At 51.1% G+C, this 25893-nt stretch carries 20 protein-coding genes and 1 pseudogene; 7 read left to right on the top strand and 14 right to left on the bottom strand.

The annotated features are described in order from the left end of the window. Nucleotides 1–2 precede the first annotated feature (2 nt). The gene (locus KJS47_RS01595; RefSeq protein ID WP_213522206.1) at nucleotides 3–698 is read right to left on the bottom strand and encodes an ABC transporter ATP-binding protein; all 696 of its coding nucleotides are present in this window, start codon (nucleotides 696–698) and stop codon (nucleotides 3–5) included. A 27-nt stretch (nucleotides 699–725) separates the two neighbouring features. Beyond that, nucleotides 726–1505, bottom strand: coding sequence for an ABC transporter permease subunit (locus KJS47_RS01590; protein ID WP_213522205.1), 780 nt, complete (start codon nucleotides 1503–1505; stop codon nucleotides 726–728). A gap of 746 nt (nucleotides 1506–2251) precedes the next feature. Between KJS47_RS01590 and KJS47_RS01585 the strand changes: the two genes are divergently transcribed. The 3 genes and pseudogenes from KJS47_RS01585 (at nucleotide 2252) to wrbA (ending at nucleotide 5704) form a co-directional block, all read left to right on the top strand. Further along, nucleotides 2252–4183 carry a fructose-1,6-bisphosphatase gene (locus KJS47_RS01585; protein ID WP_213522204.1) on the top strand — a complete coding sequence of 644 codons (1932 nt, stop codon included), beginning with the start codon at nucleotides 2252–2254 and terminating at the stop codon, nucleotides 4181–4183. 173 nt (nucleotides 4184–4356) lie between these two features. Beyond that, nucleotides 4357–4963 (top strand): annotated as a pseudogene (locus KJS47_RS01580) (flavin reductase family protein). Nucleotides 4964–5038: 75 nt separating this feature from the next. Further along, complete coding sequence (wrbA, locus tag KJS47_RS01575; RefSeq protein WP_213522202.1) at nucleotides 5039–5704, top strand: NAD(P)H:quinone oxidoreductase; 666 nt, start codon at nucleotides 5039–5041, stop codon at nucleotides 5702–5704. 401 nt (nucleotides 5705–6105) lie between these two features. Here wrbA and KJS47_RS01570 read toward each other — a convergent pair whose 3' ends face one another. From KJS47_RS01570 to KJS47_RS01540, 7 genes are all read right to left on the bottom strand, one after another. Beyond that, entirely contained in the window at nucleotides 6106–6720 is a 615-nt protein-coding gene (locus tag KJS47_RS01570) for a DNA integrity scanning protein DisA nucleotide-binding domain protein (protein WP_213522199.1), read from the bottom strand. Nucleotides 6721–6741: 21 nt separating this feature from the next. Then, nucleotides 6742–7356 (bottom strand): sporulation-specific diadenylate cyclase CdaS, encoded by a 615-nt coding sequence (gene cdaS, locus KJS47_RS01565; protein WP_249716036.1) that lies wholly within the window; start codon nucleotides 7354–7356, stop codon nucleotides 6742–6744. A gap of 21 nt (nucleotides 7357–7377) precedes the next feature. Further along, nucleotides 7378–7722: a hypothetical protein gene (locus tag KJS47_RS01560; protein WP_213522197.1), complete on the bottom strand. Its 345-nt coding sequence runs from the start codon at nucleotides 7720–7722 to the stop codon at nucleotides 7378–7380. 1150 nt (nucleotides 7723–8872) lie between these two features. Then, the gene (locus KJS47_RS01555; protein WP_213522195.1) at nucleotides 8873–9358 is read right to left on the bottom strand and encodes a hypothetical protein; all 486 of its coding nucleotides are present in this window, start codon (nucleotides 9356–9358) and stop codon (nucleotides 8873–8875) included. Then, nucleotides 9348–9929, bottom strand: coding sequence for a TetR/AcrR family transcriptional regulator (locus tag KJS47_RS01550; protein ID WP_213522193.1), 582 nt, complete (start codon nucleotides 9927–9929; stop codon nucleotides 9348–9350). The genes KJS47_RS01555 and KJS47_RS01550 overlap by 11 nt, the downstream gene beginning before the upstream one ends. Nucleotides 9930–10467: 538 nt before the next feature. After that, nucleotides 10468–10902, bottom strand: a complete 435-nt coding sequence (locus tag KJS47_RS01545; RefSeq protein WP_213522190.1) for an SRPBCC family protein — start codon at nucleotides 10900–10902, stop codon at nucleotides 10468–10470. Between the two features lie 136 nt (nucleotides 10903–11038). Then, complete coding sequence (locus tag KJS47_RS01540) at nucleotides 11039–14761, bottom strand: Ig-like domain-containing protein (protein ID WP_213522188.1); 3723 nt, start codon at nucleotides 14759–14761, stop codon at nucleotides 11039–11041. Between the two features lie 271 nt (nucleotides 14762–15032). On the opposite strand from KJS47_RS01540, the gene KJS47_RS01535 reads away from it, so the two are divergent. Then, a complete protein-coding gene (locus tag KJS47_RS01535; protein ID WP_213522186.1) occupies nucleotides 15033–16424 on the top strand; it encodes an extracellular solute-binding protein in 1392 nt (463 codons plus the stop codon). A 177-nt stretch (nucleotides 16425–16601) separates the two neighbouring features. On the opposite strand, the gene KJS47_RS01530 is transcribed toward KJS47_RS01535, so the two are convergent. From KJS47_RS01530 to KJS47_RS01515, 4 genes are all read right to left on the bottom strand, one after another. Further along, a complete protein-coding gene (locus KJS47_RS01530) occupies nucleotides 16602–18851 on the bottom strand; it encodes a phosphodiester glycosidase family protein (protein WP_213522184.1) in 2250 nt (749 codons plus the stop codon). Nucleotides 18852–18869: 18 nt separating this feature from the next. Continuing rightward, nucleotides 18870–20483, bottom strand: a complete 1614-nt coding sequence (locus KJS47_RS01525) for an extracellular solute-binding protein (RefSeq protein ID WP_213522182.1) — start codon at nucleotides 20481–20483, stop codon at nucleotides 18870–18872. Between the two features lie 94 nt (nucleotides 20484–20577). Further along, nucleotides 20578–21462 carry a carbohydrate ABC transporter permease gene (locus KJS47_RS01520; protein ID WP_213522180.1) on the bottom strand — a complete coding sequence of 295 codons (885 nt, stop codon included), beginning with the start codon at nucleotides 21460–21462 and terminating at the stop codon, nucleotides 20578–20580. A 13-nt stretch (nucleotides 21463–21475) separates the two neighbouring features. Next, nucleotides 21476–22435 (bottom strand): ABC transporter permease, encoded by a 960-nt coding sequence (locus KJS47_RS01515; protein ID WP_213522178.1) that lies wholly within the window; start codon nucleotides 22433–22435, stop codon nucleotides 21476–21478. Between the two features lie 534 nt (nucleotides 22436–22969). Between KJS47_RS01515 and KJS47_RS01510 the strand changes: the two genes are divergently transcribed. Beyond that, on the top strand, nucleotides 22970–23473 hold the full coding sequence (locus KJS47_RS01510) for a hypothetical protein (RefSeq protein WP_213522176.1): 504 nt from the start codon (nucleotides 22970–22972) through the stop codon (nucleotides 23471–23473). Between the two features lie 146 nt (nucleotides 23474–23619). Here the strand turns inward: KJS47_RS01510 and KJS47_RS23980 are convergent, their stop codons facing one another. After that, entirely contained in the window at nucleotides 23620–23973 is a 354-nt protein-coding gene (locus KJS47_RS23980) for a hypothetical protein (RefSeq protein ID WP_249716035.1), read from the bottom strand. A gap of 183 nt (nucleotides 23974–24156) precedes the next feature. On the opposite strand from KJS47_RS23980, the gene modA reads away from it, so the two are divergent. Beyond that, entirely contained in the window at nucleotides 24157–25008 is an 852-nt protein-coding gene (modA, locus tag KJS47_RS01505; RefSeq protein WP_249716033.1) for a molybdate ABC transporter substrate-binding protein, read from the top strand. Continuing rightward, nucleotides 25009–25668, top strand: coding sequence for a molybdate ABC transporter permease subunit (gene modB, locus KJS47_RS01500; protein ID WP_213522174.1), 660 nt, complete (start codon nucleotides 25009–25011; stop codon nucleotides 25666–25668). Nucleotides 25669–25893: the final 225 nt, after the last annotated feature.

Below are 25893 nucleotides of genomic sequence, written 5' to 3'. Positions count from 1 at the left end.
GCTTAGACCCCTAATATTTGATTTAGTATTTTTCTTTCATAATAGGTAAACCGGTCGTTCCGTTCCCGTGGTCTCGGCAAGTCTATGCGTTCATCCAGCTGGATGATCCCCCGGTCGATGACGATCACGCGATCCGCCAAGCGCACAGCTTCCGTAACGTCATGGGTAACGAGCAGGGAAGTGAAGTGCTGCTGCTGCCAGAGCTCTTCGATCAGGTTCTGCATTTCGATGCGGGTGAGCGCGTCAAGTGCACCGAGCGGCTCGTCGAACAGCAGAATGTCCGGATTGCTTGCCAATGCCCGGGCTAGGGCAATGCGCTGCTTTTGTCCGCCTGACAGCTGATCGGGCCAATCCTGCTGCTTCTCGATCAGGCCTACTTTCTCCAAAGACTCTTTGGCGACGCTCGGATGGACGGCACCCAGTTCGATGTTCTTGATGATCGTTTTCCAGGGTAACAGACGGTCATCCTGGAACATGATCCGGATTTTCGGATCGTTCGCTTCTTTGCCGGTGAACTGCAATTCGCCTTTTGTGATCGGCTCCAGCTTGGCGATGATGCGCAGCAAGGTACTCTTGCCGCAGCCGCTTCTTCCCACGATGGCCGTAAAGCTTCCTTGCTCGATTGATAAATCGATGTTCTGCAGCACTTCCTTGTTGCCGTAGCTCTTGCCGACTTGCTTCAACTCAATATTGACCATAGCGTCACCCCCTCCAGCATTCTCTGTTTAATTCTTGCGGAAAACCGGATTCCATTTCAGAAAACGGCGTTCGAACAGCTTCGCAACGACATCCGATAGCTTTCCTAGAATCGCGTACAGCACGATCGTGAGCACGACGATGTCCATCTGCATGAACTCCCGGGCGCTTGTTGCCATGAACCCGATCCCCGAATCCGCGCCGATCGTCTCCGCTACGATTAAGGACATCCACATGACGCCAAGCGCATACCGACTGCCAACCAGAATAGAAGACAAGGCACCAGGCAGGATAATGTTCACGAACAAGCTCCACTTGGACAGCCCATACACGGTTCCCATCTCGATAAGCTTGCGGTCCACATTTTGAATGCCGCTAAACGTGTTTATATACACGGGGAACATGACGCCAAGCGCAACCAGGAAGATCTTAGCCGATTCCCCGATTCCGAACCAGAGAATGACGAGCGGAATGAGCGCCAAGTGGGGGATGGTGCGGATCATTTGCATCGTCGTATCCGTCGTTCGTTCAAAAAACTTGACCGTCCCGTTCAGGAGGCCGAGGACGAATCCGATGATGCCGCCGATGAGAAATCCGATGAAAGCTCGCTGTGTACTGATCCAGACGTGCTCTTGCAATTTGCCGGAGCTCGTTAATTTGATCGCGGCGTCTACCACCTTGAGTGGCGTCGGAAGGATGGACGAACTGATGAGCCCGGATTGCCCTAGCAGCTGCCATAGCACGATCGCCAGAATAGGGAGAAGCCAGGGAACGAGTTGATTTGAATACCATTGCTTTAAAAGTTTCATCTTCTGACCACCCGACTATTGAAAAGATAGTAAATCCAATTAAATAAGTTGCCTTTGATTATAGGGAATTCCGATCTGTTTTGTCAACATTAAAAACTGTTTTGCTTGAACGGTGTTCGTCCTGTTTGCGGGGCATGGTAAGGTTCTGCTACCCGGTATCGTGCTGTTGATCTGGCTCGGTTGCTTAAAAAGCAGCGTACCGGAGCAAAACAATATTCATATTTACATACAATTGGGGGGTAAATCACCCGTTAAAGGGTAACGTCACCCTCTAACTCGAGCGATCACCCCGGCTTCTCGCAAGGATGTGTCGGTCCGATAGAAGAGAAGACTCAAGGAAAACATAACGGACTGGCATGGTCCTAGAACAAAGGGGATTAAAATGAGCAAGCCGGTCACCAATTCGGTTAGGTGAAACCGAGAGGGAATGGGAGGGGCAAAGGGAGGGAAGCGTTCACGAATGCGAAAAGACATGGCATGGCCGACAACAACGATACATGTTCTAGTCAAAGAGCTGTGACAAGAACATGTATCGTTAACGTTGCTGCCTCACATTTTCCGAGTGCCATGATCCATGGTTAATCGGCAGCTTCCAAAAGCTAATTGGTACTTATGTCCAATAAAGGATCCTCGAAAACCAAATGTTTTTCCTGTTACTGTGTACACTAAGCTAAAAGGGACGCGCCTAGTCCCATTTAAAGAACCTCCGGTACATCACCATATTTGCTTGAAGGGGGACATCTGTTTTGGATCCACAGTTTCTGGATTTATTGGCCGAGAAATATGATACGGAAGAAAAAGTTGTAACAGAAATCATCAACCTAGAAGCGATCTCACATCTTCCAAAAGGAACTGAGCATTTTGTGAGTGATTTGCATGGGGAGTACCACGCTTTTCAGCATGTACTAAGAAACGGTTCGGGTACTGTAAAAGAGAAAATCAAAGCTTTGTTTCATGAGGTTTGGACGGATCATGAAATTAATGAATTTACGGCGTTAGTTTATTATCCGGAAGAAAAAATACAGCTGGTAAAAGGAGATCTGTGCAATAAACAAGCCTTGAACACCTGGTACAGACAAACGATTGAACAAATGCTTAAGCTCATTTCTTATGCCTCTTCCAAATATACGCGCTCGAAGTTACGTAAAGCTCTGCCGGAGCAGTTTGTATATATTGTAGAAGAGCTTCTATACAAGACGGATTCGACCAACAATAAAGACCCTTATTATGAGGAAATATACCGGCAAATTATTACCTTGGGCCAAGTAGACAAGCTCTTGATCGGCCTTGCTTACACGACCCAGCGCCTGGTGGTTGACCATCTTCATGTGGTTGGAGATATCTATGACCGCGGGCCGGACCCCGATAAAATTATGGACACTTTGATCAACTACCATTCTGTAGACATTCAGTGGGGGAACCATGATGTCCTGTGGATAGGCGCCTATGCAGGTTCCCTGGTCTGCCTTGCGAATATTATCCGGATATGCGCCAGATACGACAATCTGGACATCATCGAAGACGTATACGGAATCAATCTTCGCCCACTGCTGAACTTGGCGGAGAAATATTATGATGACAATCCGATCTTTAGACCGAAGCTGCAGACCGACCATAGCGGTTCAGAGCAGGAAATCCTGCAGATTACCAAAATTCATCAAGCCATTGCCATGATCCAGTTTAAGCTTGAAATTCCGATTATCAAAAGACGCCCATACTTTAATATGTCTGAAAGGCTTTTGCTTGAGCAGATCGATTACGACAAAAATGAAATCAAGATCGGCGGAAAAACTTACCCGCTGGAAAACTCCTGTTTCGCAACTGTAAATCCGCAAAAGCCTGAACAATTGCTTGAGGAGGAAAAGCAGGTGATGGAAAAGTTGCAGTTCTCCGTTCAGCATTCTGAAAAGCTGGCCAGACATATGAATTTCCTTATGAAAAAGGGCAGCCTTTATTTAATATACAACGGGAATTTGTTAATTCACGGTTGTATTCCTTTGGATGAAGAAGGAAACATGGAAGGAATGCAGATCGAAGACAAGACGTATTCGGGCCGTCAGCTACTCGATGTTTTTGAATATTATTTACGTTACGCCTTTGCGCATCCGGAAGAGACGGATGATTTGGCTACGGATATGGTATGGTACCTCTGGACAGGGGAATGTTCCTCGCTCTTTGGAAAGAGAGAAATGACCACCTTTGAACGGTACTTTATCCAAGACAAAGAAACCCATAAGGAGAGAAAGAACCCTTATTACCATTTGCGTGAAAATGAGGAAATCTGTCGGAAAATCCTGCTGGAGTTTGATATGAATCCGGATCATGGACATATCATTAACGGTCACACGCCAGTTAAAGAAATTCGTGGAGAGAACCCCGTTAAAGCAAATGGGAAAATGATTGTCATTGACGGCGGTTTTTCCAAAGCCTATCAATCCACTACGGGCATCGCCGGATATACCTTGTTGTATAATTCCTTTGGCATGCAGCTCGTTGCCCATCAGAAATTTATTTCAAAGGAAGATGTATTATGTAATGGAACGGACGTATTGTCTATAAAAAGACTGGTGGACAAAGAACTGGAGCGGAAGCTGGTGAAGGAAACTAATATCGGGGAGAATTTGCTGCAGAAGATCTCAAATTTGAAGAATCTTCTGGAATATCGCTACTTGAAATGAAGCAAATGCTAATTAAGACAATTGGTACAGGTGAAAATAGCCGCCCGAGGGCGGCGGAATTTTTCAATAAAACAAAGAAAGGGGCACAGTCTGACTCCTACGGAAGCAGACATCGCCGCGCAGTGGTTTCAGCAGCATTTCAAATAAATGATGAGCCTGAAGGGAGGAACGGTATGATTTCCATCGACCCGTCCGCGCAAAGTGAGAGGGATAATTATAAGCTCCTCATCGGTAGTGTCAGCCTGCGGCCGATTGCATTTGTCACCACGTTGTCGAATGATGGAGTCTTAAATGCAGCGCCTTTCAGTTACTTTTCCATCGTGTCCAGCAATCCTCCGCTTCTTTCCGTATCGGCGCAGCACAAAAACGGAGAAATGAAGGATACGGCCCGAAACGCTATCACGACACGTGAACTTGTCTGTCATATCGTCGACGAAGACAATATGACAGCCGTCAATCAGACTGCGGCTGCCTCCGGACAAAAGTGAAGTGGAGGTCGCTGGGCTGACACCGGTCGACAGCGATACCGTGAAGGTTCCTGGTGTTGCGGAATCGCGTTTCCGGATGGAATGCGTACTCGAGCAAGCCCTTGAGCTTGGAGGCACTGAAGATACACCGGGATGCGACCTATTAATCGCACGTGTGGTCCGATTTCGTGCGGCGGAAGAGGTTCTTCATAACGGACGGATTGATCCAACGATATTGGCTCCCGTTAGCCGCATGGCCGGAAGTTTCTATTCAACACTGGGTAAAATGTTTACGATTGATCGGCCGGAATAACCGGAATTTATTCATTTTCCGATTCGACCGCCCGTATAGGGGGGTAAAAAACAGGGAATTCTGGTGAGAGCAGCAATGGGATTTTTGAATAAAGTTTTTGGTAAACAACGACCGGAACAGGAGCGTGTTAATGTGGCTAACGTGAAACTGGCTGTTATTTTTTACAGTATGACCGGCACGAACTACAAGATGGCGAAATGGGCTGCTGAAGGTGCGAAGGAGCAGGGCGCTGAAGTCAAAATTTTGAAGGTGCCGGAGCTCGCAACCGAGGAGGCTATCCTCGCGAATCCCGTATGGAAGGCACATGTGGATGAAGTTAAGGATGTTCCTACGGTAACCTTGGACGATTTGGAATGGGCGGATGCAATCATATTCAGCGTACCGACCCGTTTTGGTAATATGCCCGGCCCGATGAAGCAGTTCCTTGATACCACTGGCGGCCTTTGGTTCCACGGTAAGCTCGCCAATAAAGTCGTAAGTGCCATGACATCCGCCCAGAACGCACACGGCGGTCAAGAGCAAACGATCCTTGGCCTCTATACAACTATGTACCATTGGGGCGCTATAGTTGTAGCTCCTGGTTATACGGATCAGTCGCTGTTCGGTGCAGGCGGAAATCCGTATGGTACAAGCGTCACGGTATTGAATGGCGAAATGGTGGAAGACGTGCAGGCAGCGGTAAAGCATCAGGCCAAGCGTACGGTGACCGTTGCGGAATGGGTCAAGGCAGGCCAATCCTAATCATACCCCTTTACAAACTGCCGTCAGGAGGAATCCTGGCGGCTTTATTTGTGCACCGGTTCAATGAAACCTTCCTTACATTTGTGGATCGGGATGGTCTCCAACTCGAGTTGGTTGAGCGCAAAGAAGGATCCAGAAATACAAGATATCTTGGAAATATCCCAAAAGAGAAAGCAATTAAAGCGGTTGGAGGCGCTATATTAAATAGCCCAAATCCTGAAAACACAGGAAATGAGTGACAACAGTGTGGTCCCCGCCTTGGCAGCTGCAAATCCTACCAATTCAACAGTGGCGTTGGCGATACGGATGGCTGATCATATTGTTCGTAGTGATCGATGACATGATCTGCCCGGCATTCGATCATTTCAAAACTCTAAACATTATTGTCATCTGATACATGCTTACTTAACGGAAAAAGGGTACAGGGATCCATTGATGCAAAATGAAGTCGATCCGTTTTCGGAAACGAGCAAAATTAGTGCATTGCAGCGTTCTGATAAACCGACCGCAGACATTTCACGGGGGTCGAACATCCGATCCCAAAAGATTTGTTCGGTAAATGGCAATTGATTGGCAGCAGAAACGATTAAATTTTGTTTGACCACAACGGCACCGTCATAAAGCTGGCTTTTAGGGTTGAAAATGGATTCTAGAAGCTGGCTAGTAACCCGGGCATTAATCGGTATTCCTCCTGTGATCCAAGGTGATACAGGCTCGTTTTTTTCTATGACAATCAGAGCCCCGTGCCTTAAACGACTGAGTTTATGGATTGCTTGAGATATTTCAGCACTTTCTTTTGAATACTCAGTTAGAAGACAATTAATAAAATACATTGCCGCTGTAGATTCTAATTCTGAAAGTTCCTTAGAGATATCATCAATATCATTTAAGATTGAGATATTGTTTTGTTCAATCGTAGAAATATCAAGTTCAAGTGTTTTTGAGATTTCAGAAAGTTTCTCAGTCATGTCCAATCCAAATTTTTTATTATCGTTCTTACAATGTGTTTTCTTCATTTGGCTAGCTCCCAGTTTTTTTTAGCTCATGACCTTAAAGGGATACAGCGATCCGTTAATTGCAAATGATTCTTGACCCGTTTCTTCAGAGACAACAAATACTAAAGCATCTGTACGCTCGGACAGTCCAATTGCCGCGCGATGACGTGTCCCCAATTTAGTGTTCTTATACGTTTTTTTTGTCAATGGGAGAATGTTAGCGGCAGATAAAATCATATCGTTATGTATCCATACCGCACCGTCATGTAGAGGGCTTGCAACATGAAATATGGAATTCAATAATGAGCTTGTTATTTCCCCGTAAAGGGGAGTCCCCTTGGTAATCCAATCGTCGATCCGCACTTCCCTTTGGACAACAATGAGTGCTCCTGTCCGCTTGGAACTGAGACTGCGTACGGCGCTGAATATCTCATCGCATTTATTCGTATAAGGTAAAAGTAAATGGAGTAAGTGATAAGCGGAAGCCATTTTGCCAGCCTCTGATGTTTTTTTTGAAATCACTTTAAGTTCATTCAGGATGTCGATATTTTCCTTGTCCAAAGAGGGGATAAGTTTTACCAGCCTTTTATGTACATCCATCAATTGTTCTTTAATTTGGGATATCTCTGGTGCCATTTCAAAACATGATGAAACCAATGTGTACACCTCCTTGGGAGCTTAGTCTTTCCCTTTAACGGATGGTTTATTTTCGACATCAGCATGCTTGGCACCGACCGAGCGAGCTACCAGCTCCAGCAGCGCCTCAGATCTTCGTTCACCGTTGTGCCGTTTCATGACCGTTTTCCAGCCATCGACTACATGGCGAACGGTGAATTTTTGAAGATCGGAAGGCGTTATTTTCGACGAACTGTTTGTAATGAACGGGCTTGAGGGACGGGTTATGTCGGGCCCAGAGTTTTGGGCACTGTCCCCGAGAGTATAAGAGAGGAGATTATAAATAATATTTTCAGCAAAGGCTACTTTATCTGAATGGCAGAGTGGGACCTTAAAAATCTTCTTCAAACCATAAACCACACTACGCTAACGGATAACGAATGTACAACTAAAGTAAGGTCGATATTAAATAAGCGATGACCCTAAAGGATCTCAAAGCGAGGTCCTTTTTTCTATTGATTCGAAGGGAGGAGAGCGCCAGGGAGCTGATCAGCAGGGAAGTTCTAGACAAGCTGGCGGAAGTCGAGAAGTAAGGCGGAGGGGGAGAGCTGAGGCTGAATCGAATCACTAACCCGTGAGCATCTCGAGTTCATTGTAGAGAAAAGAGGCTAGACGAAGACATCCGGGCGATCAGGGACACTCAAGCGGGTCATTGGAGGCCCCGCTAACAACAAATAGAGGAGAGCAGCACTAAGAATGAAAAGATATGTTTAAAAACCGTATTTTGTTCATAAGTAGGTCACAAAGAGAATAGCCACGCGATTTAGTGTACAGAGATCGATGAAGCTGCGTTGAACCAATAGATTCTTATAGCAATCACATCGAGCCGGAAGCTGCTAATAAAGCTGCTATATAGAATCAAATCTCTAGCTTATTTGCTACGGTAAGATCGCTGTATTAATAACATGGCACGATCAGTAGCACGTCATTGGCGAGTTGTTCCACAGCAGCATTCTGGTGAACAAATGAAACCCAAAATGCTTATGGACATAACACTTGCAGGAGAATAGAATGGATTCTATGAATTCTAGCTATGAAAACAACCGAACAAAAACAAACCCAAAAACGTGAAAGAATGGCCGCGACGGGGGCTGCAACATCCTTTTTTAAAACCAAAGATTTTTGGTTTATATAAAACTTGTTTACATAATATGCATTATAGGACGTATAGGAGTGTTGAACAGGAACCGTTACTATATATTCATCGATAGCAAATCAATTCCCACCGCCTTCGGCTTGATCGCGCTTGGTCTTCGGTGTGCCTGCTGCTCTCTAATTCTCAAACAAAAATTTGCTGTTATTTATGGTACGGTTCACCTTAACCCTTTATCAGCGAAAAAAGCACCCGTAAAGAGTGCCTTCTGTTCAGAATAATGTTCATTCGTCTCAATAGGTCTGTCATCTTTTAAGGAACACTCTCTTCGTTCTTGCCGCGTACCGCCGACAATAAAGAAGACTAACAGCAAAGTAGGTTGAATTCCCTTTCCTTCTTCATGATCTACACACTCCTATTTTTTGTTTTTATCAAATAAAGCCCAGCGCCAATCGTAATCAGCAGGTAAAGCAAGCCTAGTATCGTATGAGCCAGGTCAGGGACGGGATGATCTTTGATCCCCGGCAGTATCGTGACAGTTTCGCCAAAAAGTCGCTGGTGAAGTGAAAGAGATTCCGTCGACGCTCCTGATATGTACGGCAACCAACTCGCAGTTAGCTGTAACAATAAGAGAACCAAAAACAAGAGGAAGCCGACCCAAATTAGTGCTCGCTTTTTGGTCATATAAACCAAATACGATCCCAGCAATAGAACTATTACACTAAACAGAGTGCCTCCCAGCTGCGTGGCCAAATATTGATCTCCGTAATAATCTTCGGCCGCTTCCAAATCATTAAACGGGTACAGGTCAATCCACAATAGAGAAACGAAATATAGCAATAAAACACCAATCAGACATAAAGCTAGCTTTCGCCTGTTCCTATTCGTCATTCCTATCACTCCCTGCCTGTAATAAATGTCTAAGACTTAAGTCGAGAACCTCCATCTGGCCCTTTACATTGATCTTCTTGTCTCCTGCACTTAGGGCGTTCATTGTCATCCCGTTGAACAGGGACAGCATGGTGTGCGCGATCTGGTCGACGGGAATTAACGGATTGAACTCACCCCTATTGACGCCAGCTTGCAGCAGTTCCTTCAGCAGACGGTATCCTAAGTCGTACCGCATACTGAGCTTTACATGGCGCTCCTTCTCCTTCCGTGCGATCAGCAAGTACTCCAATAAAGTGGGAGTAAAACTTTCGGCGGCGCCGGTTACTGCGTCTTCTTGCATCTGTAACAAGCTGCGGATCGCTTCGTATACACTCGTGCTTTTACTTAGAAGCATATCCAGGTTCAACGTGCCAGCCGCTTCAAAATGCTCTAGTATCGCCTCAAATATTTCATCTGTGCTTGAAAAATACAAATATAGAGTGCCGCGGCTTAATCCTGTCTCAAGTGCTATATCTTTCATGGTAGTCACCTGGTATCCCTTCTCTTGAAATACACGAATCGCCGCCTGCAAAATTTCCTGGTGCTTCTCCTCTTTGTATTGCTCCGATACTTTAGGGCTAATGGGAATTACCTCCTCAATAAAAATAACACCTGTGTTATTTTTAATATACTAACACAAGTGTTATTTTTCAATGTCTTTTTTATTTTATTAACGAAAACTTATGACGGGGAGCGATACGAATGTCGTAAGAACCAATAAGGAAGCGTGTTGACCCATCCGTTTCGACAGCATAACGATTTTTGGGATCGGCCATTCGGAAACTGAAGCCCGCAAGGCTGCCATCCTCGTTAGCATGACGCATGCTCAGCGTAAACTGGAGCTCCGTATTTTCGAACTCGCGTAGATCACATCGCCGGCAACCTCAGAAGAAGCTATGGCCGCGCTTCCGGTAGTCTTAGCCGCCTTTCGAGACGATGCCTCTATATTCATACTCTTCCTCGCTTCTGCCATTCGAAGGATTATGGAATGTGGGGACATAATAGAAACCCCCTGTCCATTGAGGAACAGAAGGTTTCGTTAGGCTGCGTATGGAGTTCAGGTCGATGACCTATTCTGCTTGTGCCGCTTCCGCGTATCGTTTGAAATTGTCCAGAATCGCCTGCCAGCCGGCTTGCTGCATCTCGATGGTGTTGGTCTCTTCCGCATCGAACTTTTCGACGATCCGCGTGTCGTTGTCTTGTCGGATAAAGGAGATGTTCACTTTCCTTCCGTCTGCCATCGTATACGAGATGCTTTCGTTAAGAGTAACCTCGTCGTAAACGCCACCAAAATCAAACCCGAAGCTGCCGTCCTTGGCTTCCATTCTGGAGACAAATTTACCGCCTGCCTTCAGATCGTTCTCTGCGTAGGGCGTGTGCCATTCATCGGAAGCATTGTTCCATTGAGTGATATGCTTCGGCTCCGTCCAATAGGTCCATACCTTCTCGACCGGAGCATGAACGATCGTCTCGACGGTGATTGTTGCAGGTTTGCTTGTTTCCATTGTTTACCCTCCTTGGAAATCGGATTTCTTACCTTTATAATACCATTGATTCGGCAGTGGAGCTTCTTTTCGATTGCTATATTATAATGGTCACCAAAAACGGCCGACGGAGTTTCACCGCCAGCCGTTTTCGTTGTCAGTCTTGCCGGTTCGTCTCGTTCTGTTTGGTCACAACCAGCTTGTCGCTGACTTCTTTACCCGCGTACACCGCAGTGATGTCGGTCTTTCCTTTGGCAACCGCGGTAACCAAGCCGGTGTCGCTGACCGTGGCCGCTTCCGGTGCACTGCTCCGGAAGGTCGAATACTTGGTGATGTCCGCTGTGGTCCCATCGGAATAGTTAGCTGTAATCGTGAGCTGCAGCGTTTCGCCATTCTTCATGGGCTTCAGTTTGGTGATGGCAATACTCTTCAGAGAGGCAGTCACGGAAAGGCGGTATTCCGCCGACTTGCCTCCGTAGGCGGCGGTAATGACGGTTTCGCCGATGCCCCCTGCCGTCACCAGGCCGGACTCATCGATGACCGCCACAGCCGGATTGCTGCTGCTGAAGGTTATGCCCTTAGAGACGTTCACGTTGCTTCCGTCGGAATAATGAGCCGATACAAGCGCTTGCTTGGTGTCCCCTTCCTTCATCGAACCCAATCCGGTGATCGCAATCGACGTGATCGCCGGACTTACGGTTAGGGTGAACGTGGCGGAAATTCCGGCGTAGGTGGCGGTGATGACCGTCTCCCCATGGCTGACTGCCGTCACTTTCCCCGACTCGTCAATCGCAGCCACCTGCGGGTTGCTGCTGGTGTACGAGATTCCGGAAGACGGTGTTTTCTTCGAGCCGTCCTGGTATTGGACGGTGACCAACGCTTGCCCGGTATCGCCCGCTGTCATCGGCGCCAGTCCCGTAAGCTCCACGCTTGTTGCGATGTCAGACGGAGTTGTGATCGTGATCCGATTCATCAAGGTGCGATTCGCGGACGGTGCATAGTATAGATTGCCGTCCGAGCCGATCGTAAAGGTCTCCGCATCAGCCAAATAGTTGGACGTGAGACGGTTCGGATCGACGGCATACAGCTTCTTGCCCAGCATGGCGAACAAGATTCCGTCCTTCGACCAATTCAATCCGAAGTTGCCCCAACGAAATCCTGTACCGCTATCGGCGGGGTTGAGGTTCGTGTACTTGATTACTTTGAGAGAAGCGGGGTCCATCGCGAAAATATACCCGTTGGCGGCTCCCCACAGCAGGCCGTCCGGTCCGAATGTAAGCCCGCCGATCGCCGGAGGCTCCGTAAGTCCCGGAATGTCGAGGGAGACCTCGGTGATTTTCTCATCCTTGACGGTATCCCAGACGAACAGCTTCGCCTCCTTGGCCTTCGGATCGGCCGCAACCCCGCCATTGATGCTTGTCGAACCATAGAGCTTGCCGTCTCTGTAAGCAAGGGAAATCACGCTTTGGTCCTGTACGACGTTGCGGTGTACGCGATAGGAGGACGAAGCATCGGGAATATTCGGATCGAAGGAGGTGATCGCTCCGCCTACGGCACCATACGTCGCAACCGAGCCGATGTAGATTTTGTCGCCGGCTACCACGGCTGCTCCGGGACGATCCTGCTCATTCCCGATCACAAAAAGACGTTTCGGATTCGTGTTGCCGACCGGTAAGGAGAGATCGTATTCGAACAAATCGCCGCCCGGATAGACGCCGAAGTACATTTTATTGCCGAAGGACGTGACGGCTCCCGCCTGCCCCATTGGGAAGGTTACCGCTGTATTGGTCGCGATGTCATAGGCGGCCGCTTTGGAAGCCTGCATGCCGGTCACGTAAATTTTACCGTCGGGCCCGTTCGTAAACTTGTTCGTGACGGTCGCATTCGGAGGCAGCAGATTCGGATAGCGCTTGACGAGCCCCGTCTCCGGATTCATAAAGACTATGATGCCCGCAAAATTCATGGTCACGAGACTGGTGCCCGGTAGTTCGGGATCCGCTACCTGAATCCAATTTGCACCCCGGAAGGCGGTCTCGTAAACCATCCCCGAATCCTCTATCGCATGCGTCTCTACGTCGAATGTGACGATTTTTTTGTCTACCGGCATATAGATCTTGCCGTTCAACGACTTCTTGGGAAGCTGAAGGCCCGAGGAGCTTTTCTCGATGACGAGGTCGAGCCACTCCCCCTTCTCGATGTCGTAAATGTATCTTCTTTGCGGAGTATCGTAGCGGACGACGATGAACTTGTCATCAACGATGTTCAAGTCATACACATAACCCTTCTCGTTCAAAGAAGAAGCCAACTCCACCTTTTCCCCGGTCTCCACGTTCAGGCGGTATACTTTGCTGTTGGAGGTACCCGCGTAGATATAACCGTTGCTGTAATCGATCGCTCTCACGTAAACCTGGTTGATCTCCGTCACGAGGCGTCCGTAGTCCCTGCTCGTCTTCGTAACGGGATCGTATTTCAGAACCTTGCCCCCGGGTCCGGTGCCTACATATACGTTCCCCTTTTCGTCAATAGCCAGGCACCAGAACGTACTCTCTCCTCCAAAAGTGAACACCTTCTCGGCCTGCTTCGTCACCGGAGAGTAAGCCCACAGCTGACCGGCGGATGTGATATAGACCGTTCCGTCAGGCGCGATCGCGTGGTTCCACACCTCGCCCCCGCCTTCCAGCGGTACGCTGCGGATCAGACGGTAATCGTCCAGATCGACGACATGCAGCATAGGAGGAATGCCCTTCACCGTCGTGTACATGACGTTGCGTCCATCCTCTACGCCGGCTTCGCCGTCGAACACCCCGACGGCATCGGCGATAGGTGCAATAAGTTTTTCGGGAGTGCCGAATTGGACCTGGTCGAGAGGCACAGCCGGGCCGGATGAGCCGGTACCGATCGTAACGAGTTTAACCACATCTTGATTCAAAGCATACGTTCCGTTCAATGCCGAACCTCTGCCGAGCAGAACCCACGCCGAGCCGTTGTCCGCTTTCGCGCGAAAACGGAGCGTCGCAAACTCTGAATCGATCTTGATCTGCTTGCCGTCCTTCAACGACGCGTCGATTCGAAGGGTTCCGTTGTCGTCTTTCGAAGAAAAAGCGACGGCTTCTTCCGCAAATGCGCCAGCCGGCGACACGGACTGAAGCTCCAGCCGGGATTCATCGTAGTATACGGACGCCTGGACGCTTGAAACCCCTTTCACATCGGACAGTCTGACGGTAGCGTTAAATTCCTGCCCAGCCTGCACCGATTCCGGCAACGATATACTCCAAGCCGCAGGCACCTCATCCGGTTGATCTGCAGTAAAACGAATATCGTCGTAATAAGCCGTCGACGTGCTGTATGCTGTCGTGTACACGATAATGCGAGCATAGGCCGCATCAGCAGGAGCTGTCATTGTGGTCGAGGTCTCGTTCCATTGACCTCGGGTGAAGCCCTTGTTCGGATCGTTATGTACCGGGGCTTCCCCGATCGATGCATTCGAGGCATTAAAATATCGGAGGTTCAAGCTGGCGATGCCGCCGCTCTCAATGAACAGCTTCGCGCTGGCGGTGTAGGCCGTCCCCGGTGTCACGGCCAGCTTGTCGCTCTGGAGGGCAACGGAATTGCTGGTCGTGGTATCCGTAATCTTCAGGCTGTTCAGGCCGCCGGCATTTTTGGTGTTCGTCACCGTATACGAATAGCTTCCTTCCTTCACGGCGAATATGCTGCTCCATCCGGGAACAGTACCGTTAGATAGCGGTTCTTCAAAGCCCGAATTAATTAGCGGGATATCGATTACTGCGGCTCTTGCTCCGGATGGGGAGATAAGCGGCGAAGTGAGCAAAGCGAGTGACAGCATAGAGGCGAGGCTTTTCTTGATCGCAAATTTCCTCACATTCAATTCCTCCTAGGATTGGTATGGTCCCTTCAACCTGCTGCAAGTCATATGGAGAATGCTTGAACCGAATCCTCCTTCCCTTTTGTGGTATCCATGAGGTATCCATTGCCATCGTACTTTCCTCTTTTTCTCCTGTCAATCCCTTTATGGAAGCGTTTTATTCTTCTTGTCATTCATTATTGGTTTACGTGTGGTATACTTTACTCGGTCAGGAAGTTATGTTTTACTGTTAGCAATAGAGCCATTGGCCTTGAAGGAGATTGTCGGCATGAGTAATAAACCGGATCGTATGACGTTTCAAGTCCGTTTCGACGAAATGATCAACACATTGCGGAGGGAAATCATTCGCTGCGAGCGTCCGCCTGGTAGCTACCTGCCCTCCGAGCTGTCCCTCGCCGACCACTATAAGCTAAGCAAGAAGTCTGTTCGCAAGGGACTCGACCTATTGGTAGAGGAAGGACTCATCTCCAAAGTTCCAAGGGTGGGCAACAGGGTGCGTACTCCCGATAAACAAGAGGCGGTTGAGATCACCGTAGGCTGTTATCCCTCTGTCGAAGGGGAAGCGCAATTCAGTGAATTGATCGGCCGCTTTCATCGTCAATATCCCCACATTAAAGTGGAGACCGTCTCCGTTCCTTATACCGATTATCCCGATTCCATCAAGCATTACCTGGAGAACGGATGGCTGGATGTGATCACTCTCAACGGTTGGAACTTCCAGGAGATCGTGGAGAACGATGCTCACGATTTGTTCGAGCCCTTAACCGCCTCCGGCGAAACTTATCCCTATCTGCAACAGGTGTTTAAACACGAGGGCAAGTTGTACGTGCAGCCCCTAATCTTTTCGCCGGTTATCCTGTGCTACAACAAGACGTTGTTTCGGGAAATGGGGATTTTGGAGCCTGACAGCAGCTGGTCGTGGGAACAGCTGCTCGATACGGCGGGACATATCAAGCAGCATCGGGACATCCTTGGCTTCTATGCCCATATCGCTTCTACAAACCGGTTTACGATCCCCTTGCTGCAAAGAAACTACCGCTTTGCCGGTGAGCGCCTGAATAGCTATGAGGATCCCGCTTTATGGGACTGTTTGGGGAAGTTTCGGGATTTGATTTATGAACAAGGGTTGTTTCCGGCCTTCCTTTCCGAGAACGATGCGGATGCGGAGAAGCTGTTCGCTCAGCAGAAGGCAGCCGTAATTATGACCACCTACTTTGGTTTGAAGCACCTGAGGCAGGTTGATTTCGAATATGACCTCGCTCCGCTTCCCTATGAACATCAGGCGAAAACCATGCTGCTCGTCACCGGACTTGCTCTCTCCCGCTTTTCGGATTCGAATAAAAAAGAAGCGGCCAAGCTCTTCCTTGAATTCATGAACTCCGAGGCGGCCCAGCTGTATATTCGGCAGAATACGCTAAGCATCCCGGCTCACAAAGCATCGGGCGAATGGACGGGTTCCGAGAGTATTTACCGTCCTTCCCGCTATCATCTGTATCGGGAAATCGCCCCAACCTTCGGCACGTACAAGGATTTGGGTCTACCGATTCGTGAACTCTCCCGGCTCCGCAGCGAACTGAAGCTCTTCTGGGCCAATTTGGAACAACCCGATTCCGTTGTGGAGCGTTTGCGGCAGCCTGTGGGTTCCGTCCCGGCTGACTAACCTTCAGCACCCGAATCCTCCCTCCTGTTTAATCGAATCGTACGGAATTCAAAAAAACGCACGGTCTGCGTCCGTCCGCGACCGTGCGTTTTTGTATTCTTGGCTAAATACCATTCTCCTCCTCATTAAAAACAGGCAGCCTCCGCGTGATTCCGCAGGAGCTGCCTGTCTATCCTTCTAATATTCCGCTGTCAGATTGTCATAGTACACAACGCCAGCTTGCTTGTTGTTGACGTTCTTTTCTTCCATCGCAATGTTGCGCAGCTTGATCGGGAATACGGCATCCTGGGGAACTTCCAGCGAGACATACCGCCACCCGTTCTTCCAGTTCGTTCCGCCGACCGACGTGAAGTTCCAAAGCTGGTTGACGCCGTCGCCATTCGTAATGCCCAGCCGCAGCTGGTGCATCCCGCCGTCGGCATAGACCCACATGCCAATGCGCTCCGGACGTCCTTCGAGCGGGCGCCCTACTTTCCCATTCTCATCCAGCAGGTTGACATAAGCTGCAGACGTCCCGGTCGTTTCCGTGAAATCATAGACGAGCTTGCCGGCCGTCTGGCCGACGCGGACGGGATCGTTGGCCAATGTAAGCTTGACCGAACCCGGTACCGCTCTTACTTCCGATGCGGATATATGGTCCAGCGACTCGAACGACTCGATGATCGGAGACGGGCCGACATGGACCGCGGCCGATGCCGTAAAGTCTTTGTACGCCACGGTAACATGACCGTATGCGTCTGTGCTGCCCGCGCGCAGAACGCCGTCCATTCCTATCGTGCCAACTTCCCCTTTGACTCCCCATTCCGCTTGCTCGGCGGACAGAAGGATCGGGAGACCGTTCGCATCGTACGCGGTTAACCGCATCGGTGTCGAGGAGCCCGCTTCCGCTACGAAATCCCCGGGAGCCAGCTCGATTCTCGCCACTTGCTCGGTTACGACGACCGGAATGCTTGCCTCGAGCTGCCCTTGCCGCACGATAATTTTGCCTGTTCCCGGCTGGACCCCTGCTGTAAAGGTTCCGGATGCATCCACCGTTCCGACGGCTCCCTCAACCGACCAGGTAACACTGGAAGCAGGAACCTCCACCCCATTCAGGAACCGGTCCTGCCCTTTCACCGTCAGCGTCGTGTGGCTTCCCGGAGTCAGCTGAACGCCTTTGGCCGGACCGAGTACAAGCTTAGCCAAGACGGACGGCTGGGAGTTCGCGAGAATCATGAGCGAATTGCCGACCGGCCGTTCCGCGCCGTCAGATGGCCGGTTTTGCAGGGTCGGATGCACATCTCCGGGCTCTCTGACGTAATACGTGGAGGATCCTCCCCCATCGATATTGATCGCGTTCACGGCGCCCAGCGACTGAAGATACGCTGCCTGCTCCACGTAGGTCATGCCAGTCGCGAAGCCTGGCTGCCGGCCGTCCACTTCTACTACGAGCAGAGTGCCGTCCGCCTTGGTTCCCAGCATCGTCCTGGGATGGACAGCGACATTATCCGCTACGGACGGATCCAGGATAGCCGCCGGGATTTCACCGTTCTTGAGGAGCACGACGCCGCCTGTGGAGTTGCCGGATAGCACCTGGCGCGCCTTGTTCACGCCTTTGTCATAGCTGACTTCGATATCCAGCGTATCGCCAGCCGCTACCTGCTGTTTGACCCAATCCGCCTTGGGCCCGGTGGCCGAGAGAACGAACTGGCCTTGCCCGATCGGCGTATTGCCTGCCTCCCGGATGTCCACGACCGTCCCCTTCACCTTTTTGCCCGGCTGCAGCTTCTCCTTCTGCGTCTGCAGCAGCACCTCGATTCCATTGTCCGGGGAACGGGTCGACGAGCCGAACCGTTCCGTGAACAGGAAGGCGTAGTTCGCATGAGACGGGATGCGCGTCCGGTTAACCATATCGATGGCGAGCGTTTCCCCCTGCTTGGTCGACACGGTCGCCGTCATGGTCACGCTGTCCTCGAGATGAACGCTGCCTTCCGGCAGCTGGTAAAGCATCGTTTTGATGGTTCGCGTCGAGGTGATGATCTCCCCGTCCGTAATCTGCAAGCCCGAGGGAACGCCGACCGAGCTGAAAAAGTCTCCGTTCACCGCACCGATCACCTGGTGGCCGAGCGCTTCCTGCTCCTTGATCATATAGCCAACCGTCTCGCCGCCGGACACCTCATTTTTGGAGGATACCGCCTTGATCGCAATCTTCGCTTCCTTCGGATTGATCTCCATCCGATGCACCGACTGCGGTGCCTGGTTCTGGTCCGCAAACTGCGCACTCGTATGCTTGACGCCCGGGGCCGCCTGGAAGGAGGATAGAGCGCTAACGGACGATTGGATCGTTCCCGCCTGAGCATATGTAGTCTGAGGGATACTTCCGCTAAACAAAACCGTGACAGCAAGTGCACCGGACCATACTGGAACCATCAAAACTTTCTTACGCATGCTTTTTTCATCTCCCCGTTATTTGGATTGAGAATAGCGTCCATAAGCTGCTTCATAAGCCTTCATATAACGATCTAACCCCATCTTATTCAGCGTGTTGACGTAGTTGTCCCATTCGTTCAAGCTAACTTGGCCGGTAATGAACTTCGCCTGCATTTCGGTGACATAGTTGCCGATGTCTGCGCCGAGCGTAGACATGAGCTCGTTCTCTTCATTCGTAAAGTTGAACGGCTCCCACAGCTCCTTCGGAAGGTCTGCCTTAACTTTTGCTGCTGCCTCTACAGAGTCGGGCTGGCCCTCAGATCCCTTGAAATAGTCCTCCATGACGATAGCCGGATACCCGCTGCTCCGCCAGGTCAAATATTTGGAGATGGCCTGCGTGTAGTTCAACCCATCGGGGTTCTTGTTAATGAGGTCCGTATAATCGACCGAACCGTCCGGCTTCTTCTCGTACGTCTTGCCTTCAATCCCCATAAAGAACAGCTTGCTTCCTTCTTCTCCGTAGAAATAATCGATCCAGCGTACGGTCGCTTCCGGGTTCGTATTCTTGTCCGTAAGGACGAAGGCGCCGATGTTTACAAGCGATGCCTTGTAGTTGGAATACAGCTTGTCTCCGTTCGGTCCTTTGAGCGTTGGGGAGCCGATGTAATAATCTAGGCCGTAAGCTGTCCGCGGATTCGTGGTCATGACGGCGCCGAACAATCCCTGATTGGCCCGTGCGTATACTTCTTCCGACTTGACGGTATACAGGTCCTGATTAATTAGCCCTTCCTTGTACAGCTTGTTCAAGTATTCCAACAGCTGTTTGAAGTTTTTGTCCGCCGGGATAAAGCGGAGCTTGTTCGAGGTAGGATCCATATCGACATAGGGGTGGAGTGTTCCGCGGTTCCCCAGCCCATAAGCACCCTTGAACATGTTGATCAAGCTGGTATCGCCGCTGGTGGCAAGCGGGATTTCGTCCTTCTTGCCGTTTCCGTTCAGATCGTTTTCTTTGGTTGCTTTCAGGAATTGATAGAATTCTTCTGTTGTGGTCGGCTCCTTCATTCCCACTTTGTCGAGGAACTGCTTGTTCAGCCAAAGCTTGGTCCCCATGTTCACCGAAGTGAAGTTTGGATCGAACACGCGCGGGAACGAATAGATCTTGCCGTCCGGCATGGTCAACCCTTTTCTAATCGCCGGATACTTGTCCAGCAGCGCCTTGAAGTTAGGAGCATACTTGTCGATGAGATCGTTCAACGGCAGGAAGACCCCTTGACTGCCGTATTTGATGAGATCCTTGGTGGTCAGCCCCGCCGAGTGGAGCGCTTCAGGATACTCCCCTGATGCGAGCATCAGGTTCGTCTTTTCCTTAAGCGCTTTCTCGTCGATCATCTCCCATTGGATGTCCATGTTCGTCATCTTCTCGTACTCATTGAAGATCAGGACATCATTCCAATCCGGCGTCGTCGACGAAGGAGCCAGAAACTTCAATTTAATAGGTTCCTTTACGATCGGAAAGCCGGTTGCGTTCAAATTGCCCTTGGCTTCATCCGCGTTGGCCGTCGTACCGGCATCATCTTTGCCGCAGGCGGCAAGCACAGGTACGGTCATCGCCGCTACGAGTACCATCGATGTCCATTTGTTTGCCTTCATGTTAGACAGTTCCCCCTATTTCCTATGAAAGTTTGTATTCGACTTCCAGCCAAAGGGCCGGAAGGGACTACCGTCACCAGTGAAAGGTTCGGTTCTACCCCTTCAGGGCTCCTACCATTACGCCTTTGACAAAATACTTCTGCAGCATCGGATACAGAATCAGTACCGGCAGGTTAGCCACAACGACTACGGCATATTTGAGACCCTCGACTTGCATCATCCGCTTGATCTTATCTTCATCAATCGAGGAGACCAGCTCATCCATGTTCTCCTGAATGAGCAGCTTGCGAAGAACGATCTGCAGCGGATACTTGCTGCTGTCAGTCAAGTAGATCAGGGCGTTGAAGAACGCATTCCAATGGCTGACCGCATAGAACAGAACCATGACGGCGATGATCGGCGCCGAAAGCGGGAGCACGATCCGGACCAGCGTCTGAAGGTTGGAGCAGCCGTCGATGGAAGCCGCTTCTTGAATTTCATTAGGAATGCTGGTCTGGAAGAACGTCCGGATAATGACCACGTTCCACACGGAGACAGCACCTGGCAGAATCATTGCCCACATGGAGTTCAGCAGATGAAGATCCTTCATGAGCAGATACATGGGGATCATGCCGCCGCTAAAAAACATAGTAAACACCAGCAGCGCGGAAATGACGTTGCGCCCATAAAAGTCCCGGCGGGACAGCGGATAGGCGATCATAATAGAAAGAACCAGATTGACGGCCGTCCCTACTACGGTGTAAAGAATCGTGTTTTTAAAGCCGTTCAGAATGGATTTGTCCTGGAATACCTTGACGTAGCCGTCCAGCGTGAAACCGTTCGGCAGCAGCCAAACCTCTCCCCGCAGCAGCGCTTCCGGATTGCTCACCGAAGCGCTGAGGACAAAGAGCAGCGGGTAGAGGACGATGATGAGAATAAGGCTGAGGAGCACATAGATGACGGCCTGCAGGAAGCGGTCTCCCGTACTTTGCTTGATCAAGAGCTTGTTCCCCCTACCATAAGCTAGTTTCGTTGACTTTGCGGGCTATGTAATTCACCACGACCAAGAGAACGAACGTGATCACCGAATTGAATAAGCCGACGGATGCCGAATAGCTGTATTCCGCTCCGGTAATCCCTGTCCTGTAGACATGGGTGGCAATGACGTCGGATGCGGACATGTTAAGCGGGTTCTGCATAAGGAACACCTTCTCGAATCCGACGCTCAGAATGCGGCCGACGTTCAGAATCAGCAGGATGACGATCGTCGGCGCAATGCTCGGCAGATTGATATGCCGAATGCGCTGCAGCTGGCTGGCTCCGTCAATGCGGGCCGCTTCGTGCAGGGATGGATCGACTCCCGCCAGAGCAGCCAAGTAAATGATGGAGCTCCACCCCATATGCTGCCAGGTGCCGGATAAGACGAACAGGGTCTTGAACCACCCCGGCTCGGTCATGAAGGAGATCGGCTGAAAGCCGAGTGCCTCAATCATGTGGTTGACGACACCGTTTTGGGGATGGAGGAACAAAAACAGCATCCCGACAAGAACGACCGTAGACAGAAAATGCGGGGCATAGGTAACTGTCTGCGCAAACCGCTTGAAAAACCCGTTGCGTACCTCATTGATCATAAGAGCGAGAAAAATAGGTACGGGGAAGCTGACCAGCAGCTCGTACAAGCCGATGCCGAGCGTGTTGCGGATCAGGCGCCAGAAGTAGTAGCTGTCGAAGAAGCGCTCGAAGTGCTTAAGCCCAACCCATGGGCTCCCCGTAATCCCTTTGGTGGCAAGAAAATCTTTGAAGGCGATCTGGACGCCGTACATCGGATAAAACTCGAAGATAGCAAAATAAACAAGGACCGGTAAGGCAAGCAGATACAAATCCCAATTTTTTCGGATGCGTTTGTAAATGAGGCCGGCTGCCTTTTTCCGCAAAGGGGTCTGGCTGTTCACCGGAACGGCTGCTTCTCTCATGGCTTCACCTCTAATAGTTAATCTAATTAATGGAGTAAGAGAGGGTGCTTTTCTATTTTCCGAGAGGTGGGCGTCTTCACCTAGTCTGTTAGCGCTTCCAACTATCTCCCTCTCGAACTAACCTCCTCCGCCCTTATCCTGTTCCTGCACGTCCTACTGTTCCCCCACCTCCGTTGTTCCCCTTTCGGACCTACTCCAATGCGAGCAAAACAGCCGCTAGTTGAGCCTACCGAATAGGATTGTTGGTGTCCTTATGCAGCCTTCGAGTCCCCCTCACTTCCTTTTGCTCTTTGTATGGATAGGAGGATGGCTCTAGTTTCTTACCGAGGCAACATAATAAATCTATTCGATTATGTGTAGCATACTGCATGCGGTACCGTCTGACAAGAAAAATTTGGTTGCGTTTTCGTAAAGGTGGAAAGCGGAGTCAGAGTCCTTCTCCTCTCCTCTCTTGTACTGAGACTTCTATATTCCCTGTGGACGCCCTTCTCTTATATAATAATTGGGAATTCCTGCGCGAAAGGAAGGCTGTCTATGGAAGCCCGGAACAAATGGTACCTCCGACCGACGAATATGGCCAGGGGGCTGGCTCTCGCGATCTGGCTGGCGGGAACGGTGGTCGTTCTTGCGATCTATCAAGGGGAAGACAGGAGCGCTTTGTGGGGGCATTTGAGCGGAAGCTGTGCGCTTCTCTTTTTCTACAGCTTCCTGATCCCGTTCATCGCCCGAATCGCGAAGCACCAGGATTTGCGCTCCAAGGTGAATTACATGTTCGTATTCTTCTATTTGGCGATGCTAGTATTCCTGTTGCTCCGCATCGGAATCACCTTACTCGATATCGCGGCCGGACCGATTACCGAGAATGTAACGATTGTAGACCGCTGGAACCCGAAGCGAGGAGGCGATCACGTGAAAACGAGCGATGGCTCCAACTACGAGATCCACAAGGAACACGTTTACATGGAGGTTGGCCATACGTATCGAGCCAAGCTGTTCCGCTACAACCGCCTGATTATCTCATTGGAGCAAGTGAAGTAGTGGAACTCTTCCAGTGTCCGCAGGAAGCCTGCCGGCCAGCTTCATTGAGGCTGCTGCCTAGCGGGAACGGAACCGAGCAGCACCAATAAACCGGACAGAGGCAAAGTCTGTCCGGTTGAAGAGGCGGCAGGTAGTTGGCCGCTGCACTACTCTTCTAGCTTTCGCATCTTGTAATCCTTGGCCGCTTCCAGGCTCGCCTTGGAATTGGCGGCGACACGCGGATCTGTCCCGCCCTCCTCCAGCACGACGGCTGGTTGCGTGTTGAAAGCGATAACGGAGAGATAGTGCACAATCTCAGCCAAACCAAGGAGGACCATGCCAGCGGTGGCTCCCCCGAGCCACCACAACAGCATGATCTGCCAATGAAATCCGGTTCGGTATTGGTTCAATGCGTCGAAAGGCGTCTCCTGATTTCCGAGGACAATCCCAAGCACGAAACCGGCGGCGATCAGGATCAGACCGACAGCCGTCAATGCTTTGGCAGTGAACGATTGGCTCATCTTATCCCCTCCCTTATTGCTGCATCGTTCCATTTCCACGTCTTGGTTAATGGAAGAATATGGAACCCCTCTATCTTACCACAGCCTGCTTCCCCGTTTACAAACGAAGAACTCCGTAGGTATAATAAGACACTTGCAGGGAACCGGACAAACCAGGTCAAGAAAAACAGAGGGGGACGAGAAGTGAACGCAAAAGCAAAATCCTCATGGCTGCTTGTTCCCGCCTTGGCCGCCGCGCTGACAGGCTGTGGAAACGCTCAATCTCCCGTGGCTTCAGGATCGGAAACGGAGCCTTTGCCACAGATCAACAAAAGAAGTACCCAGGACAAGGAAGCCGTCATCTTGACCATCTCCGCCGCGGCAAGCCTAACTGATGCGCTCAATCAGCTGCAGAAGCGCTTCGAGGCTGCCCATCCCGGCGTCCGCCTGCAGCTGAATTACGGCGCCTCCGGCACGCTTCAGCGCCAGATCGAACAGGGAGCCCCGGTCGACGTGTTCCTCTCCGCTTCCACGGAGGCCATGAAGCGTCTAGCGGATGGTCGTTTCGTCGGTGCCGATAGCACCAGCGTCCTGCTCGGCAACGAGCTGGTCGTCGTGACGCCAGCCGATGGCGGGCTGCCGATCCGCACTATGGAAGACCTGGCCAAGACCGAAGTGAAACGCGTGGCCATCGGCATCCCCGAGAGCGTGCCGGCCGGCGAATATGCCAAGGAGGCGCTCGTCGCGACCCGCCTATGGGACGGATTGCAGGCCAAAACCGTGCAGGCCAAAGACGTTAGACAAGTGCTTCAGACGGTAGAGACCGGCAATGCGGACGCAGGCTTCGTCTACCGGACCGATGCGGCGGCTTCGCGCAAGGTGAAGATCGCGCTCGCTGTCGATCCGAACACATATTCGCCCATCGAATATCCTGCAGCTGTAGTGAGCGCAACCAAGCATCCCGCTGAGGCGGAAACCTTCTATGCCTTCCTTCGGAGCGAGGAGGCACTTGCGGTGTTCCGCGAGTACGGATTCACATCGCCCGCCGGCAGCTAAATGGACGCAGGCTGGCACGCCTTTTGGTCCCCTGTCCGCTTGTCGCTAAAGGTCTCGCTGACCGCGAGTCTACTCGTTCTTATACTGGGGGCGGCCACTGCTTGGTGGATGTCCCGCCGGTCGTTCCGGGGGAAGGTCGTGGTCGAGACCGTCTTCCTGCTGCCTCTCGTCCTCCCTCCCACCGTCGTCGGCTTCCTCCTCCTGGTGGCGCTCGGCCGCAAAAGCTGGCTGGGCCGCGCTGTCGACTGGATGTTCGCGTCCCCGATTATCTTCTCTTGGTGGGCCGCCGTCATCGCCGCGGTCGTTGTGGCGTTCCCGCTTGTGTACCAGACGATGCGGACGGGCTTCTCCTCCGTCGACCGGGAATGCCAAGCGGCCGCCCGGTCGAGCGGAGCAAACGAGTGGCAGGTGTTCCGCTACATCACACTGCCGCTTGCCTATCGGTCGCTGTTGACGGCTTATCTGCTAGGGTTTGCCCGGGCGCTCGGCGAATTCGGGGCTACGCTCATGATCGCGGGCAATATCCCCGGCCGCACCCAGACGATCCCGACCGCCATCTACGTAGCAGTCGATAGCGGAAATGCGGCGATGGCCTGGGCATGGACGGGAGCCACCATCCTCCTCTCCTTTCTCCTCCTGCTGCTGACGGGCCGCAAGTAGCGCAGCGGCTGCTGCCACGCGGAAGTTTCGAGCGGCGATCCCGCTGGCATAGCCGGGGAGAGGCTTGCCTTTCCATTACCGCGTCCACATGAACAAAGCCTGCGCTGAGCGCAGGCTTGGTTTGTTTGGTTTACCGTATTGTTCAATCGGCTTACCGGTCCAAGGCATATCTGCCTAGGCAAGAAAAACCCCCTCAGGGACGCCATCGTTCCTGAGGGGGTTTGT

Source organism: Paenibacillus sp. J31TS4 (assembly GCF_018403265.1).
Taxonomy (GTDB): Bacteria; Bacillota; Bacilli; order Paenibacillales; family NBRC-103111; genus J31TS4.
This window is presented reverse-complemented; position numbering and strand designations above follow the sequence as displayed.

Excerpts from the sequence above, each read along its gene's own strand:
- KJS47_RS01595 (WP_213522206.1), bottom strand. The coding sequence starts at position 698 with ATGGTCAATATTGAGTTGAAGCAAGTCGGCAAGAGCTACGGCAACAAG.
- KJS47_RS01590 (WP_213522205.1), bottom strand. The coding sequence starts at position 1,505 with ATGAAACTTTTAAAGCAATGGTATTCAAATCAACTCGTTCCCTGGCTT.
- wrbA (WP_213522202.1), top strand. The coding sequence starts at position 5,039 with ATGGGATTTTTGAATAAAGTTTTTGGTAAACAACGACCGGAACAGGAG.
- KJS47_RS01570 (WP_213522199.1), bottom strand. The coding sequence starts at position 6,720 with ATGAAGAAAACACATTGTAAGAACGATAATAAAAAATTTGGATTGGAC.
- KJS47_RS01555 (WP_213522195.1), bottom strand. The coding sequence starts at position 9,358 with ATGACGAATAGGAACAGGCGAAAGCTAGCTTTATGTCTGATTGGTGTT.
- KJS47_RS01545 (WP_213522190.1), bottom strand. The coding sequence starts at position 10,902 with ATGGAAACAAGCAAACCTGCAACAATCACCGTCGAGACGATCGTTCAT.
- KJS47_RS01535 (WP_213522186.1), top strand. The coding sequence starts at position 15,033 with ATGAGTAATAAACCGGATCGTATGACGTTTCAAGTCCGTTTCGACGAA.
- KJS47_RS01530 (WP_213522184.1), bottom strand. The coding sequence starts at position 18,851 with ATGCGTAAGAAAGTTTTGATGGTTCCAGTATGGTCCGGTGCACTTGCT.
- KJS47_RS01525 (WP_213522182.1), bottom strand. The coding sequence starts at position 20,483 with ATGAAGGCAAACAAATGGACATCGATGGTACTCGTAGCGGCGATGACC.
- KJS47_RS01515 (WP_213522178.1), bottom strand. The coding sequence starts at position 22,435 with ATGAGAGAAGCAGCCGTTCCGGTGAACAGCCAGACCCCTTTGCGGAAA.
- KJS47_RS01510 (WP_213522176.1), top strand. The coding sequence starts at position 22,970 with ATGGAAGCCCGGAACAAATGGTACCTCCGACCGACGAATATGGCCAGG.
- KJS47_RS23980 (WP_249716035.1), bottom strand. The coding sequence starts at position 23,973 with ATGAGCCAATCGTTCACTGCCAAAGCATTGACGGCTGTCGGTCTGATC.
- modB (WP_213522174.1), top strand. The coding sequence starts at position 25,009 with ATGGACGCAGGCTGGCACGCCTTTTGGTCCCCTGTCCGCTTGTCGCTA.